At 63.1% G+C, this 15,528-nt stretch carries 17 protein-coding genes; 3 read left to right on the plus strand and 14 right to left on the minus strand.

The window, feature by feature from the left end:
- Nucleotides 1-112 precede the first annotated feature (112 nt).
- Nucleotides 113-394 carry a hypothetical protein gene (locus tag AC1Q6V_RS08350; protein ID WP_439670034.1) on the plus strand — a complete coding sequence of 94 codons (282 nt, stop codon included), beginning with the start codon at nt 113-115 and terminating at the stop codon, nt 392-394.
- A gap of 145 nt (nt 395-539) precedes the next feature.
- Here the strand turns inward: AC1Q6V_RS08350 and AC1Q6V_RS08355 are convergent, their stop codons facing one another.
- The 11 genes from AC1Q6V_RS08355 to AC1Q6V_RS08405 all read right to left on the minus strand — a co-directional run bounded on the left by AC1Q6V_RS08355 (nt 540) and on the right by AC1Q6V_RS08405 (nt 11,059).
- Entirely contained in the window at nt 540-944 is a 405-nt protein-coding gene (locus tag AC1Q6V_RS08355; RefSeq protein ID WP_010812679.1) for a cupin domain-containing protein, read from the minus strand.
- A 4-nt stretch (nt 945-948) separates the two neighbouring features.
- Complete coding sequence (locus AC1Q6V_RS08360) at nt 949-1,428, minus strand: carboxymuconolactone decarboxylase family protein (protein ID WP_010812680.1); 480 nt, start codon at nt 1,426-1,428, stop codon at nt 949-951.
- Nucleotides 1,429-1,502: 74 nt separating this feature from the next.
- A complete protein-coding gene (locus AC1Q6V_RS08365) occupies nt 1,503-2,255 on the minus strand; it encodes an SDR family oxidoreductase (protein WP_010812681.1) in 753 nt (250 codons plus the stop codon).
- Between the two features lie 234 nt (nt 2,256-2,489).
- Nucleotides 2,490-2,759: a DUF2798 domain-containing protein gene (locus AC1Q6V_RS08370; RefSeq protein ID WP_246840266.1), complete on the minus strand. Its 270-nt coding sequence runs from the start codon at nt 2,757-2,759 to the stop codon at nt 2,490-2,492.
- A 51-nt stretch (nt 2,760-2,810) separates the two neighbouring features.
- Nucleotides 2,811-3,536 (minus strand): cysteine hydrolase family protein, encoded by a 726-nt coding sequence (locus AC1Q6V_RS08375; protein WP_439669615.1) that lies wholly within the window; start codon nt 3,534-3,536, stop codon nt 2,811-2,813.
- Between the two features lie 67 nt (nt 3,537-3,603).
- Nucleotides 3,604-4,593, minus strand: a complete 990-nt coding sequence (locus AC1Q6V_RS08380; protein WP_454751359.1) for an alpha/beta fold hydrolase — start codon at nt 4,591-4,593, stop codon at nt 3,604-3,606.
- Nucleotides 4,594-4,834: 241 nt separating this feature from the next.
- Nucleotides 4,835-6,268 (minus strand): MocR-like pyridoxine biosynthesis transcription factor PdxR, encoded by a 1,434-nt coding sequence (gene pdxR, locus AC1Q6V_RS08385; RefSeq protein ID WP_454751360.1) that lies wholly within the window; start codon nt 6,266-6,268, stop codon nt 4,835-4,837.
- A gap of 244 nt (nt 6,269-6,512) precedes the next feature.
- Nucleotides 6,513-7,556 (minus strand): glutathione S-transferase family protein, encoded by a 1,044-nt coding sequence (locus tag AC1Q6V_RS08390; RefSeq protein ID WP_454751361.1) that lies wholly within the window; start codon nt 7,554-7,556, stop codon nt 6,513-6,515.
- Between the two features lie 68 nt (nt 7,557-7,624).
- Nucleotides 7,625-9,094, minus strand: coding sequence for an amidase (locus AC1Q6V_RS08395; RefSeq protein WP_454751362.1), 1,470 nt, complete (start codon nt 9,092-9,094; stop codon nt 7,625-7,627).
- A 174-nt stretch (nt 9,095-9,268) separates the two neighbouring features.
- Nucleotides 9,269-10,180, minus strand: a complete 912-nt coding sequence (locus tag AC1Q6V_RS08400) for a LysR substrate-binding domain-containing protein (RefSeq protein ID WP_454751382.1) — start codon at nt 10,178-10,180, stop codon at nt 9,269-9,271.
- Nucleotides 10,181-10,375: 195 nt separating this feature from the next.
- Nucleotides 10,376-11,059, minus strand: a complete 684-nt coding sequence (locus AC1Q6V_RS08405; RefSeq protein ID WP_010812689.1) for a nitroreductase — start codon at nt 11,057-11,059, stop codon at nt 10,376-10,378.
- A 258-nt stretch (nt 11,060-11,317) separates the two neighbouring features.
- Here AC1Q6V_RS08405 and AC1Q6V_RS08410 point away from each other — a divergent pair, with 258 nt between their 5' ends.
- Together AC1Q6V_RS08410 and AC1Q6V_RS08415 are read left to right on the plus strand one after the other, a co-directional pair.
- Complete coding sequence (locus AC1Q6V_RS08410; protein WP_010812690.1) at nt 11,318-12,436, plus strand: iron-containing alcohol dehydrogenase; 1,119 nt, start codon at nt 11,318-11,320, stop codon at nt 12,434-12,436.
- Between the two features lie 50 nt (nt 12,437-12,486).
- Nucleotides 12,487-13,395 carry a tryptophan 2,3-dioxygenase gene (locus tag AC1Q6V_RS08415; protein WP_454751363.1) on the plus strand — a complete coding sequence of 303 codons (909 nt, stop codon included), beginning with the start codon at nt 12,487-12,489 and terminating at the stop codon, nt 13,393-13,395.
- A 243-nt stretch (nt 13,396-13,638) separates the two neighbouring features.
- Here the strand turns inward: AC1Q6V_RS08415 and wrbA are convergent, their stop codons facing one another.
- The 3 genes from wrbA to AC1Q6V_RS08430 all read right to left on the minus strand — a co-directional run bounded on the left by wrbA (nt 13,639) and on the right by AC1Q6V_RS08430 (nt 15,510).
- The gene (gene wrbA, locus AC1Q6V_RS08420) at nt 13,639-14,265 is read right to left on the minus strand and encodes an NAD(P)H:quinone oxidoreductase (protein WP_037025737.1); all 627 of its coding nucleotides are present in this window, start codon (nt 14,263-14,265) and stop codon (nt 13,639-13,641) included.
- A 17-nt stretch (nt 14,266-14,282) separates the two neighbouring features.
- Nucleotides 14,283-15,233 (minus strand): ring-cleaving dioxygenase, encoded by a 951-nt coding sequence (locus AC1Q6V_RS08425; RefSeq protein ID WP_454751364.1) that lies wholly within the window; start codon nt 15,231-15,233, stop codon nt 14,283-14,285.
- A 91-nt stretch (nt 15,234-15,324) separates the two neighbouring features.
- On the minus strand, nt 15,325-15,510 hold the full coding sequence (locus AC1Q6V_RS08430) for a hypothetical protein (RefSeq protein ID WP_144062277.1): 186 nt from the start codon (nt 15,508-15,510) through the stop codon (nt 15,325-15,327).
- Nucleotides 15,511-15,528 lie beyond the last annotated feature (18 nt).

Consider the following 15,528-nt stretch of genomic DNA (forward strand, 5'->3'; position numbering starts at 1 on the left):
ACAGGCGGGGGAATTGGGTGTTGTTTGGGAAATGGGGACGCCTGGGGGTTAACGGCGAGCAGGCTGGGGGACTTTAGGGGGAATCTGGCGAAGCCGTCGGCCGGCGAGTGCCGTGAAGCAAGCAACCGCCCGTCGCCTGCAAGCGCGTTTCACATTACGGAATCCACTCCGCCTCGCCAGCGCCATGTTTCGTCATCTGAAGAAGCGTTCCCCATCCAGAAAAAGAATCGACAACCACGTCACCCACGTCGTGCCCATCATCGCGGACATCGACACGGGTTTCAGCAACGCCATCGGCCTGGGCATGGAGCTGTCGATCTCCCGTTCGATCATCGATCGCGCATGGCGGCCGATCGTGAGCGAGAGAAAACCTCCCTCGCGGCGGCGCCGTTGAGGTCACCGTGCGGGCCCATCCTGCCGCTTCATCGTGACTGTCACGCCACCCGGGAAAGCAGCGGCACGGCAAGAGCATGCGGTAGCGCCGCTCTTGCCGGCCGGACAGTGCGCACTGGCATTGCCGGTGCCTGAATGGACGACCGCTACTTTACCGGCGTCAGGATCGGCGCGCCCTTTTTCTTGAGCAGGAACACGACAAACTTTGCTGGCTGCGTCTTGCTGGCATTGCGTCCGACGGTGTGGATATCGTTGGGACCTTCGTGGAAGGTATCGCCCGCTTTGAGCGTTACCTCTTTTCCGCCCTTGAGGCCCATGACGATGCTGCCCTCGAGCACGTAGACGAAGGCGTGGGCGTCATGGCGATGCACGGGATCGGCGCTGCCCGGCGGATACTCCACGATGATCATCTCGGCTTCCTTGCCCGGATATTCGGGCAACGCTTCCTTGACCAGGGGCGTGACACTGGCCTCCGGCGCGGCGGCGGCCGGCCTTGCAACCGTCAGGCATGACAACACCAGTGCTGCCGCAACGGAAGTGACCGTCTTCATGGCATCACTCTAGGTTGGCCTTGTCGAGCCCGAACGCCTTGTCCGACGAACCAGGCACCATGCGGAACGCCACGTTCAGGCGGTTCCAGGTATTGATCGCCCCCACCAGGAAGGTGAGGTCCGACAGTTCCTTCTCGCTGTACTGGGTGCGCACGCGCTCATAGATATCGTCGGGCACGCCGTCGGCGGGAAGCCGGGTCAGCACCTCGGTCCAGGCCAGCGCGGCGCGTTCGCGCGGCGAGAACAGTGTCGACTCGCGCCAGATCGCCACATGATGCAGGCGCAATTCGCGCTCGCCGTGGATCTTCGCCATCTTGATATGCATGTCGACGCAGAACGCGCAGCCATTGAGTTGCGATGCGCGAATCTCGACGAGTTCGCGAATGGGCGCTTCGATCGTGGTCTTCTGGAACAGCGGCCCGAATTCCATGAGCTTCTTGGACAGTTCCGGGGATTGCTGGAAGTAATTCGTACGTTGGGTCATGTTCGCTCCTGGTAATCTGATCAATGTTGTGCTTGCGAAACCGGTGCTGCTTGCGTGGGCATGCGCCCTGGGGACTATCGTTGCTGTGCTTGACGCATCCATTCCTCCAAACCGATGCGGCCGAGGCGTGCCTCGCCCAACGGCACGAGCGAATGTTCCTCGACCAGGCCGCCAAAGTAGCGGGCCTCGGGGTCACGCACGACTTCACGCGGGTCGCCAACCGCCTTGAGATAGCGGGCGACGATCTCATTGAACGGGGCTCGCTCCGGTCCAGCGATCTCGACGATGCCGTTTCTGGGGGGCGCGAGCGCGACATCGGCAACGAGGGCGGCAACGTCGTCCGCCGCGATCGGCTGGAACAGCCCCGGCGAAAGGCTGACGATATTTCCTTGTGTACTGGAATCGGCGATGCCGCCGATGAATTCCATGAACTGGGTCGAGCGGATGATGGTGTAGGGGATGCCCGAGGCCTCGATCAGTTTTTCTTGCGCGACCTTGGCGCGGAAATAGCCGTTGTCGGGCGTCCGGTCGGTGCCGACGATGGACAGCGCGACATGGTGCTGAACGCCCGCCGCGGTCTCCGCCGCGTGAAGGTTGCGGCCGGAAGTCTCGAAGAACTCCAGCACCGCCTTGTCTTCAAACGACGGGGAATTGGCAAGATCGATCACCACCTGAGCGCCGGCCAGGGCCCCCTGGAGCCCCTCGCCGGTGATGCTGTTGACACCGCTCCTGGGCGAGGCGGCGACGACCTCGTGGCCGCCCTGGCGCAGAATGGCAACGGTCTTCGAGCCGATCAGGCCGGTCCCGCCGATGATGACAATCTTCATGATGCTTCTCCGTACTGAGGAAAGGGGAACGATTCCATGTTAGGGAACGCCGCATCCCCGCGCCAGATCGGCTTGGAGCGCACCTCGCTTCCTGTCTGGAATAGTCACGGCGCGGGCTGCAATCGAGCCGCAGCAGGCTGAGGGGCCTCGGCTTCAATGTAGTGGAGCGATGACGCAGTCAACAGGCACATGTTTATCGTTTTCAACTGGGCCATCGGCATTGGACGGTATGACCTAAGAGTGGCTCGTCATGCAATCGACCAGGCGGCGAATGACAGGCGTGGCCGACACGACAACCGGCAGCATGGTCAGCCAGGAAACGCTCCAGGACTTAAGCCAGTGCTGAAAAAACAGGCCTTCGTCCGCAAATGGAATGCTTGCGATGGCAGCAGCGATGGAGCAGGTCAAGCCGGCCTGGATAACACCATAGGCGAAATGGCTGTAGCGCGAAGGAATCTTAGGCATATGAGTCGCCTCTATGCATTCTTTGAACTGGACATTCATGCACTTTGCATTGCCGCGCCAGGGCGCTGTCGCACTGGCGCACGACAGGCGCTACGCGGGTGCTCCAACCTTTCCTGCCAACCGCTGCACGGTTTCGCTGGTATCCCACAGCGCGTTTGCGATGAAGCGGAAGTTGACCAGTGCCGCGTGATACCCGTCCCCTTCGGGTAGCTTTGGCCCTGCCACGGCGTCACGCACGATAGCAACTTCGAAACCCTGCTCCAGCAGATCACGCAAATGGGATTCGACGCACAGATTGGCGGCCATGCCCGCAAGAATCACCTGGTCGACGCGCTGCTTGCGCAACTGCAGGACAAGGTCGTTGGCCTGCGGGCCGTACAGCTTGTGCGTGGAGCAGATGATGGTCTTGCCATCCTCGATATACGGCTTGAGCTCCGGCATGAAGTCCGCGCCCGAGCCGCGGAATCCATCCAGGTTCAGCGCGCCCGGACGGTCGAACATGCCGATGGCATGCTGGAACATTTCGGCGGGGCCCTGCACTTTCCATGTGTGATCATGGGGAAAGTAATAGTGGGGAGAGATGGCGACCGTGATGCCCGCCTGTTTTGCGGCCTCGAACAGACGGACCAGGTTGGGCACCAGGTTCTGCTCCGTCACGCTTTCTCCGACCACGCCCCAGCTGCGGCCTTCGGGGCTCATGAAGTCGATCTGCGGGTCAATCACGACAAGCGCGGTGCGTGACAGGTCCAGCGTAATGCTGGACTTCGGCAGAGCCGGGTCAACGGGATCTGCATAGGGGCCGTGGTGGTTGCACATGGGAAGTACCTCTTGGGATGAGCCAGTCTGCCGGCGCCTTCGTGGGGCCCGGCAGGTGCGGCGTCGTTTAACTACGGATGAATGCCAGCAGGTCGGCGTTGAACCTGTCCTTGTGGGTGTCGGTGAGCCCATGCGGCGCACCGGGGTAGACGATCAGCTTCGAGTTCCTGACGAGCTTTGCCGATGCGCGTCCAGCGGCGTCGATCGGCACGATCTGATCGTCGTCGCCGTGGATGATCAGGGTCGGCACATCGATCTTCCTGAGATCCTCGGTGAAATCGGTCTCGGAGAACGCCTTGATCGAGTCGTAAGTATTCTTGTGCCCACCCTGCATGCCCTGCGCCCACCATGCGTCGATCAACCCCTGCGACGGCTTGGAACCGGGACGGTTGAAGCCATAGAACGGCCCCGCCGGCACGTCCTTGTAGAACTGCGACCGATTGGCAAGTTGTGCGGCACGCAGGCCGTCGAACACTTCAATTGGCAATCCGCGCGGATTGGCGGCGGTCTTCACCATCAAAGGCGGCACCGCTGAAACCAGCACCACCTTTGAAACGCGTCGCGTCCCATGCCGGCCGATATACCGGGCCACCTCGCCTCCACCTGTGGAGAAGCCAACCAGGATGGCATCCCGCAGGTCAAGGGCTTCGAACACTGCGGCCAGATCGTCGGCATAAGTGTTCATCTCATTGCCATTCCATGGCTGGCTTGAACGGCCGTGGCCACGACGGTCATGTGCAACGGCGCGATGCCCTTCCGACGCAACGAGCACCATCTGGGATTCCCAACTGTCCGAGCTCAGTGGCCAGCCATGACTGAATACAACGGGGCGACCGGCGCCCCAGTCCTTGAAATAGAGCTGGGTACCGTCCTTTGCCGTGATATAGCTGCCTGAAGCCTTGCCGCCTGCCCTTGCGGCGTTCCCCTTTCCTGCCGACGTTGCTGCCGCCGCCGGTCCGGGCAAGCCGGAAGCCGCCAGCGCGCCGGCTGCGGCCGCGCTGCCCAGCAGCAGGTCACGTCGCGACAGGCCTTGGTCGAGGCTGCGATCTGAAGACATGTTGATACTCCCTTATTGGCGCGTGCGCGCGTTGCCTTGAACAGGTCTGCGCATCGGGTCCCTGGTCATGGTGCCGATGCGTGCTGGTTTGTCCGGGATTCAATGTAGTTGTGCGATAACACAGTCGACAGACACATGTTTATCGTTATCGACTGGGCCATCGACATGGGGAGGCATGACCTGTGGTTGGTAGCGCGTCGATCAGGTGATCGATCGGCGCGAGTGCGCATATGACGATCGTCTATGCTTTCAGCGCGCGCATCAGTTCGGCAACCAGTCGATCGGCTTCAGTCTGGCTACGCAGATTGGTAAAACCGATCATCAAGCCGCGCCGCCCTGGCGCACCATGCCGCCAGGCGGTCAGCGAATGAACGGCGAATCCTGCCTCGCGCGCACGACGGGCCATGGCCAGGTCGTCAAGATCGTCCCTGACGTCGACCAGAAGGTGCATGCCGCCATCGTGCAGGCAAACAGTGAGGCCGTCCGTTGCGTACGGAGCCAGCGCCTCGGCCAGCATTGCGCGTCGTCGCGCGTAAAGCGTGCGCATGCGTTTGATATGCCGGGCGAAGTGCCCCTGCTCAATGAACTCCGCCGCCACGGCTTGCAAGAGTTCGGGGCAGCCGCCATGCACCGTGCGCCTGCAGGCCAGATCCATAGTCGGCACCAGACTTTGTGGCACGACCACGTAAGCGAGCCGTAGCCCCGGGTACAGCACCTTGCTAAGCGTGCCGCAGTAGATCACCCGTCCGCCTGTGTCCAGGCTCTTCAAGGCCGGCAACGGGTGGCCGCGGTAACGATACTCGCCGTCGTAGTCGTCCTCGATGATCCATGCGCCCCGCTCACCGGCCCAGTCGAGCAGTTCGACGCGGCGTTGCAGTGTCAGTGCCACGCCAGTCGGGCTCTGGTGCGATGGCGTCACGACGGCCAGGCGCGCATCCGGAAAATGCTGACGCCCAAATGCGACGTCGAGGCCATGTGCATCCACTGGCACATGCCTGACCTGCAGGTTCAGGCGCCTGAGTGACTGGGCTGTCGGAGGGTAGCCGGGATCTTCAACCCAGGTGCTTTCACCCGCCAGGCTGAGCGCATCCACAATCAACGCAAGGCTGGCCGTATAGGCCGGCACGACGAACACCTGGTGCGGCTGGGCGTCGATGCCTCGCGAGCGATGCAAGTAAGTGGCCAGCGCTTCGCGCAGCGGACCAAATCCGGCTGGCGCCGGCCTGGTCAGCGAGCCAGCCCTGCGTATTTGCCGCGCCATCAACCTCGTCCATAGTTTTCGAGGGAACTCATCCAGCGCGGGCAGCCCCAGCTGCAACGGCGCAGGGACGCCCCCTTCCGCGTCGGTCGAAAACTCGGCAAGTTCCTGGTCCGGTGGCGTGGGGCCGGAACCAGCCGCTGCGACGACGCGGTCGGGGCGGGATGGCGCAATTTGCTCGGAAACGAACGTCCCCGCGGGGCCTTTGGCGGTCAGGTAACCTTCGCCCAGGAGCCGGTCATAGGCAACCTGGACGGTCCCGCGGGCTACTCCGAGTTCGCCCGCAAACGCACGCAAGGATGGCACCCGCTGCCCGGGTTTCAGTTGCCCTTGCAGAATCGAGGCACGAATCCGTGCGTAGATCTGCTCATGCAGGGGCGCTGCATTGGATGGGTCCTGAGCCGGTGACTTCGTCATAGCCTGGCAGACGTATCCGGTCAATGCCGCAACGCCGATGCATGGGAATGCGGATCATTGCCGGCGGTGGCAACGGATCGGATTTCGGGGTGATCTTGACCTCCGATCATACCCCCAGGGCGCCGCATCCGCCGGGATCCGGCCCGTGGCAGCCTGAGAAAGCAAATGGGCGGAGGTCAGAGTCTCCGCCCACTCCCCCTCTTGCTACAGGCACCGGTATTGACCGTGCCGTCGGGATGGTGGATTACCCTGGCCCCGCTTCCCCGCAGCCCGCAATGACATGCAAATAGCGCGAAGGAGGCATGGAGTCGACCGTGGCCTGGACCGCTTCCGTGCACAGGGACGGACGCCTGGCCAGCGTATCCACATATCGCCAGACGTTGGGCAGGTTTTCCCACATCGACGCAAGACCCAGATAAGCCATCCGGACCAGGTTGACACCCCACAGCACATCGCCGAGCGAGAATGACTCCCCCCTGAGGTACGGTGACGACGAACCAAGCGCATGGTCGAGGTCCGTCAAGAGGCCCGCGACGTGCTGGCGCGCGGCGCGCTGAAATGCCGCATTGTGGCGAACCGATTTGCCGCCCTGCTCCTTCGCGATCTTCGCGCGATAGGCTGCAACGAGCTCGGCATCGTCGGCATTGGCGTCAATCATGGCTTCGAGCGCCTTGATCTTGTAGTCGTAGACCGTTTCCATGGCCGTCTTGAGCGCTTCAGGCCGCAGGTCGGCATCGGGATGAAAGCCGTAGAGCAAGGCGCCATTCGGGATCTGATCGACGATGCTCACCTGATGCATCACCCGGGCACGCGCATCGGCATCTTCCGGCACGAGTTGAATTGGATCGCGCGACACCGCATCGAGATAGCAGCAGATCCGTCTGGAGTCGGCAATGACACGGCCAGCCTTGTAGTCCACAAGCAACGGGACCGCGCAGGGATCAAAGCCCTCGGTCTCTACCGAAGTGCGCCCGCTATAGCCGCTGACAAGTTCCCGCCCCACTTCCCGGCCTGCAAGCAAGCGCAGTCGGACGTAGGGTGGATGGTAGTGCTCGGCTGGAACCACGCCATCCGGACCCATCGAACCGAGGATCATCATATTGTTCGAGCGGTATGGCAACTGCTTCTCGAACAGTACCGTGCGCACTTTCTGCGAGCAGAGCGAACTGGCCGCGTGGAACAGTTCAAAGCGCGGGTTGGCGTCACTACCCACGAGAGAGATTCGCGCGGGGTCCGCGATGGCGGCACGGGCACCGGCCGCCATACTCATCAATGTTTCATGGCTCATTGCTGGTTTCCTGACACTCAGGTTTGGCGCTATCGTTCATCGTTGTCTCCTGGTTGTGGGGTTGACGTCTACCAACTCTTTTGGGCGGTGTCCGCTCGCAGCATCAGCTCCATCTGCTGTGCAATCTGCAGCAGCGCACCGTCGTCGCCGGGCTTCGCGACAATCTGCAAGGCAGCGGGAAGGCTGCGCTCGCCGGTCGCCAGGGGAATCGAAATGGCAGGAAATCCCGCGACATTGAACGGTGCCGTATAGGTCATCAGCGCCTCCCGGACTGTGCCGGTCCAGGCGCCGATGCTGACCGAGCCAGCATCGAGATGCGGTGCGGTGCACGGGCATGTCGGCAGCACGAGATAGTCAACCGTCGACATCACCTCGTGCAGCCTTGCCGTGAAATCTCGCCTGGCCTGCTGGGCCGCCGCGTAGGCGCGCAGGTCCATGGTTTCGGCGCGTTTCAGCTGGTCGACGGTTTCCGGGTTGTAGTGCGTCGAGATGCGGTCCCAGTCGTTGCGGCGGAAATGCTCGATGCCGCCTTCGATCAGGACGATGCTCGCGAAGGCACCGAATACCGCATCGAACAGGCCGGACGTGCTGATGTTCACACAGGAAAAGACGTGCGCCAGCCGCTTCATCGCGCCATCGAATGCCACCGCAATTTCCGGACTGAGTGGAACAGGTGCGATGTCACGAATGACGCCCAGCCGTGCCGACAGCCACGCATCGCTCTCGGGAACCTTGATATCAATGGCATCGGCAAGCAACAGCACGTCATCGACCTGCTCGCCGAGCAGGCCAACGTGGTCGCAAGTGGGCGCCAGGGGGAACACGCCGCGCGTGGATAGCGTGCCGAGCGTGGGCTTGTATCCGACGACGCCGCACAGCGCGGCGGGAATCCGGACCGAGCCGCCGGTATCCGTGCCCACGCCCGCCATGATGGCACCGTGCGCAATCGCCGCCGCGGCGCCACCACTGGATCCCCCGGGTATGCGCGCATGGTCCAGCGGATTCAGCGTATCGCCAAACCTGGCGCTGGCGGTGGTCACGCCCCACGCGAATTCGTGGGTCGTGGTCTTGCCGATGATGATCGCGCCGCGCTCCACCAGAGTTTTCACGATGTCCGCATCGGCGGATGGCACATGACCGAGATAGGCTGCGGAACCGTAGCGGGTCTCCATGCCCTTGGTGTCGATCAGATCCTTGACCGCAATCGGCAGTCCTTCCAGTGGCCGCGGCCGGCGTTCGCCATAGCGGCGATCGCTTTCCGCGGCCGCCTTCAGGGCACGGTCCCAATCGATCGCCGAGAATGCATTGAGCAGCCGCTTGCTGGCTTCCGCGCGTTCGAGTGCCTGCTCCGTCAATGCCGTCGCGGTGATCTGCCGCGTGGCAAGGGCATCCAGCGCGTTGCGCAAGCCCATGGAATGCGGGGCCGTCGTTCGGGATGGGCGCCGGATGCCGTGCTGGCCGAGCGACGCGACAGCCGTCGGAAGTATGTCGTGGCCAGAGAAGATCGTGTCTTGTGGCAGGCAGTTCAGCTGATTCATGTATTCCACTCCAGGGTGACGTGGTTGGCTTATCCCTGGTTGGAAACGATAGTTGATCGGCTCGGCCTTGGAAGCCGGCTGGCGCCGAACGCAGCGTCCATGAATATGGAACGCCCGGCGGGACACACCGGGCGTGGCCCGCGTGGCATTGGAGATAGAGGAGGTAGTGCCGGGTCAGCGGCCGTCGAACGCGGTGACCTTGGGCAGCTCTACGGCGAGGAAATCGACCAGCGACCGCACCGCGGGAAGCAGTCCGGTCCGATAGGGGATGAGCGCGGAGATGCGCGCATCCGCGGCGATCCAGCCCGGCAGTACTTGCCGCAGCACGCCGGCCTGCAGCTCGGGCCGGCAGATATACCCGGGCAGGGCTGCCACGCCAACGTTGGCGCAGGCTGCCTCTTTCAGGGACATCATGCTGTTGCTCTGGAATCTTGGATCGATCGGGATGGTGACGAGCCTGTCGTCGGGGCAGCGCAGTTGCCACTGCAGCGGCCCTTTGCGCACCATCGAGACGATGGCATGGGATGCAAGTTGCTCCGGTTCCTCCAGGCGTGGCATCCGTTCGAGGTAGTCGGCACCCGCAAACAAGTACCATGGTGCCCTGACAATGGGCCGTTGGACCAGGTTGGAATCCTGCAGTGCCGAGGTATGTCCGCGCAGCGCCAGGTCGAAGCCCTCGCCGACAACGTCGACGAGTCTGTCCGTGGCGATTTCCACGATGCTGACCTTGGGATGGCTGCTCAGGAACGTCGGCAGGACCTGGCGCAGCGCAAACTGCGCAAGCTCGACCGCTACCGTCAAGCGAATGATCCCGCTGGGTTCCGCGAGCCTCTGGCGCATCGCCTGTTCCGCGACGTCGGCGCTCTGCAGCAAGGCGACAGCGTACTGGTAGAACTCCGCGCCTACGTCGGTCAGGGAAAACTGGCGCGAGGTCCGATTGATCAGGCGAACGCCAAGCGAAGCCTCCAGCTCCTTGACCCTGTGACTTAACGTGGACTTCGGCAGCGCCAGACTGTTGCCGGCAGACGTAAAGCCACCGCGGTCGACCACTTGCACGAAGTAGAAAACGTCTTTGAGGTCCAGCATCTGGCTGCCTTGGTAGCGGTTGGGTCGGGCCAATGGCGTGTGCTTTCCATCGCATGGTACTGCAACGGTTGCGCGCAGTGCACTGTTGGGCGCCCCAAGGACCGCCATTGCTGTAGCCCGGCCACAGCCATCTGTGCGTGGTTCGCCACCGAATCGCACACAGCGACATCGCGACGAACTGAACGGTTCCTCGTGTCAGCGGTCGACGAACGAGACGAACTCGTCGAGTTCCAGCTTGCCGAGCTCCATGTTGTTCTCCGGAATGTTGTTGTCTGCATAGCCGAGTGACATGCCGGCCACGATCATGTCCCCGTCGGGAATGGCGAGGCCTTCACGAAGCACCGCCGATTGCAGCGACCAGATCTGCTGCGGGCAGGTGTCCAGCCCCCGGGCGCGCGCGGCCAGCATGAGATTCTGGAGAAAACAGCCATAGCAGATGAAGCTGGCCCATTCCAGGCGCCGGTCCATGGTGAAGATCAGCCCCACGGGCGCATCGAAGAACCGGAACTGCCGTTCGACGTCGCGCCGGCGCCCGGCGATATCGCTCCTGTGCACGCCCTGCGCATCGCCCAGCATGCCGCGAAACGTGTTGAAGCGCGACGAGAATGGCGCCGGCAATTCTTGTGGAAAGAACGGGTAATCGGGCACCAGTCCCTCAGGCGTGGCGCGATACGCCTCGACCGCGGCTTCCGTGATCTTCTCGCGCGCCTTTCCGGTCAGCACATAGCAGCGCCAGGGCTGCGTGTTGCTCGAACTCGGCGCGTATTTCGCGACTGACAGGATGTTCCTGACAGTCTCGATCGGCACCGGCTGGTCAAGGAAGCCGCGCTTGCTATGGCGTCCGCGAATCAGCGCTTCTGTGATCTGGATTGCCTCCATCTTCATGTCTCCGTTCTAGTGGTGGGGATCGCTACGGTGGAAAAGATCATAGACACCTCCCCCGCCTTGAGAAGCCGGCAATACTTGAAAGCTTCGTTCGGAAACCACGAACGACAGGCGCCCCGCCCGCAAAGGTGCGGCGTCCAGATTCCTGGACGCTCCGTTCCCCAATCCCGCGCGCACGCGCGAACCCGATTCGCCTATCTTCCTACTCGGGATCGGAGCCCCGATCGCATACAAGATCATGGTGGAGATGGAATGAACCAGCTGAAATGCTTGCCGCAGGAAGAGATTGTCTGGGGACACGACGTGCTGAAAACCGTCGCTGCCTCCATGGAGAAGTACGGCATCCGCCGTCCGATGACGTTCACGGTGGAATTCCTCGATGCATTGAATCGCGAGCACCTGCAGCCTGCCATCGGCGACGGCGTGGGGACTTTCAACGGCCTGCCGCCGCATGTGCCCGATTTTGCCGTGCGCGACGGACTGCGTGCATGCATCGAAGCCAAGGCCGGCTCGATCATCGCCCTCGGCGGCGGCTCGGTACTCGACGCGGCCAAGGCAGTCTCCTGGCAGCATTTCGAGCAGACAGGCCGCTACCTGCCCATTGCCGCGATTCCGACGACCCTGTCGGGTTCGGAGTTTTCCCACTACTTCGGGGTGACGGAAACGGACGGCCCCCAGAAGTTCAAGCGCAGCTATGCCGTGCGCGAGACGACACCCAGGCTGGTGGTGCTCGATTCCCAGATGATTGTCGACACACCACGTACGCTGCTGCTGAGTTCGGCCATCAAGGGAATCGACCATGCAGTGGAAGGCATGCGCCGGGTCGACGTGGACCATCCTCACGCCATCCTGGCCGCCAGGGGCGTGGAGCGCTTCCTTGCCGTGCTGGAGAAGTGGCCGCGCAAGCTGGAAACGCGCGAGGCCATCGCAGGCGGCCATGTGTCGACCGACGACCTGTTGCAGCTTCAGCTCGCCGCGTGGCAGTGCTACTTCTATCCTGCTTCGGTCATTTACGGCCTGAGCCACCGCATCGGACATATCCTCGGCGGGACGTTCGGGGTACCGCACAGCGTGACATCGTGCATCGCGCTGGCGCCCGTCATCCGCGCCTGCGCCTATGCCTATGGCCGAAAGCTCGAGATTTTCTCCGCGAACCGTGGCGGCCGCACGCCCGCCGCATTCCTCGCTGACCGCATCGAGGCAGCCGTGGACGCACTGGAATTGCCGAGCCGGCTCAGCGACCTCGATTTCGATCGGGCGAGGCTTCCCGAGATGGCTGCCCTGCTCAAGCAGAACTATCCCTCCGAAGTCGGTGACCTTGGCAAGGATGCCGGCACGAAGCTGGATGCGCTATTGGAGAGCCTGTGGTAATTCGCCGTCCCACAGAAATTGCCTGACCCCACCACCACGAGGAGACCAAAGTGAACGATACCGTCAAGCCCCCATCCCCCACTGCGGCAGAAACGCCAGCCGGACGCACGCCGTACAGCGACTGGTTACAGACAGACGTGCTCCACTCGCTGCAGCAACCGGTCAGCGATCATCCCGGCGAGCACGCCTGGATCGTATCGGCGCAGGTGTCCGAGCTGTACTGGATGCTGATCATCAAGGAAATACAGGCCGCGCAGGCGCAATTGCGTGCCGATGACCTGGCCGGGGCCTGCCGGACGCTGCGGCGCGTCGTCGCCCACCACGAGCCGCTCAATGCCACATGGCGCTCCATCGCGTGGATGACGCCGGCCGACCTGCTGGCCATCCTGTCCTGCGTTGGCCCGAAGTACGGCAAGGACACCGCCCTCCAGGGCTGGACGTACCGGCAGATGGTCTACCTGCTCGGCATCAAGCAGGGGGAGCACCTGCAGCACTTCCTGCCGCAACCCCGGCGCTGGGAACAACTCAGCAAGGCGCTGGCAGAGCCGAGCCTCTATGACGACGTGCTCGCCCACCTGAGCCGCAAGGGCTTCGCCGTGCCAGCGGTGGTACTCGACCGCGATTTCAGTGTGCCCTACGCACCGGACAAGGCGGTCGAGAACGTCTGGCGCGAGGTCTACGCCGACCCGGACCAGCACCGCGAACTGCAGCAGCTCGGCGAGACGCTGGCCGATATCGCGGAGGGATTCTCCGCGTGGAAGCACCTGCACCTGATGGCAACGCGCCGGACGTTCGGCGCCCGGCCGGCGTACTTCGGCACCGAGGGCATTGCCTGGCTGCTGCCAACCATGAACGAGATCCCGTTCCCGGAACTCTGGTCTGCGCGCGGCTTCATCGGCGACCCGCCTGCGGTGTGCCCGCACGCCCGCGGACAGGGAAGCGGCCGGGCTGCGGAGTGACACGCTCAAGACGGTCATGGAAATTGCGCCCCTGCCGCCGGCTTGCTCCCCTCTCCCGCGCGCGGGAGAGGGGCCGGGGGAGAGGAGCGGCGCGTGGCAAGCATCATGACGCCTCACTCCGTGGAGGCTCTCGCCGTCTCCCCCGCCCCTCTCCCATCAATGGGAGAGGGGCGGCAACACTCGCATTTTTGACTTTGTCAGCAGCCTCGGGCGGAAACTGCGAGTCTCCGCCCATTTTTGCTATCAGGCTTCCACGGGCTGCGGCTGGACGTGCAAGGCACGGGCGATGGTCGTCACCCTGCGGCCCTGGAACCGGGCAACCGCCAGGTGATCGTCGTCGGGCTTCACGGCGTCACGCTGCGAGACGTGAGTCGCGCCGTATGGGGTGCCGGCCTTGAACATCGCCGCGTCGGCATAGCCCAGCGGCACGATGATCAGGCCCAGGTGAGCCATGGGCGCGTAGGTCGCCAGCAGCGTGGCTTCATTGCCGCCGTGGCGCGAGGACGTCGAGCCGAAGACAGAGCCCACCTTGCCGTTCAGCTTTCCGGCGAACCAGAGGCCGCCAAGCCCATCGATATACGCCTTGAGTTCGGCCGAGATCGACCCGAACCGCGTCGGCGTGCCGAACACGATGGCATCAGCCCACTCGGCATCGGCTTCGGTCGGCGCCTCGTATTTCGCATTCATCTCCGTGGCGTTCTCGAGCCAGCCCGGCGCCTGCCGCATGACGTCGGGGCCGACGACCTCCCGCACACGCCGCATGCGGATTTCAGCGCCAGCCTCGAGAGCCCCCTCGGCGACAGCCTTGGCCAGCATCTCGGTGGAGCTGTTCCGTGAGTAGAAAACAATCAGTACTTTCGGCTTATGCATGGTGATCCCCGGCAACGTCATGCAGAGATGGGCTCGAGCCGGCCCAGCAGTTCGTCCTTGCGATCAGCCAGCCAGGGCGGGAGCTGGAACTCCTCGCCAAAATGGCCGGGCGCCTCATCGATCGCGAAGCCGATGTCGGTGGTCGTCGCCTCGAACATGACGCCGCCGGGCATCTTGAAGTACATCGAGCGGAAGTAGTTGCGGTGCACCGATTCGGACGTATCGATGTACCCCAGGGCAAACAGCTTTTCCTTCAGGATCGCCTGCTGTTCCACGTTGTCCACCGCGAAGGCCACATGGTGGACGGTGCCTTCGCCGTAGATCGACGAGCCTTGGTGCCGGTCCGGCTCATGCAGGAACTCGACGACCGTGCCCGGGCCGCCGGTGTATGTCTCGAATCGGTGGTAAGGTCCCTCCTGGCCTACGTTCCGGAAACCGATCGCTTCGCTCATGAAGCGGATCGATTCGGCGACATCCCGCAGCGACAGCGTGATGCTGTGCACGCCGCGGATGGCATGGACTTCGGGAATATCGCTGGCCACGCAAGCCGGACGCGGGTCGAGATCCGTTTCGACAAGATCGAACTCGATGCCACACGGATGTTGGAAGCGCTGGCGGCGCTCTCCGAAGCGCTCGACGATCTCGCTGTCATACGGCACGTCCATGGCATCGAAGCGGCTGCGCCAGAACTCGAGCGAACCCGTGGGGACCGAGTAGTTGATGACCCGCACCTGGCCCGATCCTTGACGCGCCATGACCCCTCGCTGGCGGAACGGGAACGACGTCACCAAGGTTCCCGGATCGCCATTCGCGTTGCCGTAGTAGAGATGGTAGATGGGATCCTCTCCGTCGAGCAGCACGGTCTTCTTCACGAGGCTCTGCCCGAGCAGCTTGACGTAGAAGTCCACATCCTCCTGCGCGTGCCTCACGCCGGCGGTCAGGTGATGAAATCCCTTCAACATTGACATTGTCCTCTCCAGTTTGAAATAGGCATGTAGAAACAGCGCATAGCCGCTCCTGTGCAACAGCTTAGGACGGCAGATACCGATTGGGCAGCCGTCACGGGTTGTACGCAGGGTTCGGCAAACTTGGACAATGCGGCCCTGTGAGGCGCTCGGTCTCGCTGCGGTTCAGTTCGACCTGGGTGCGCACGCGCGCCAGTTCGGCCTCCGCGCGCGCCGCCAACTCGGCACGGTAGTTGCGGGCGTCGATTGGTAGAGCACATCGCCCTTCTCGCGTGATCATGAGAAGATCGTCGTGAGT

The organism is Cupriavidus sp. GW823-FHT07B10 (assembly GCF_058794355.1).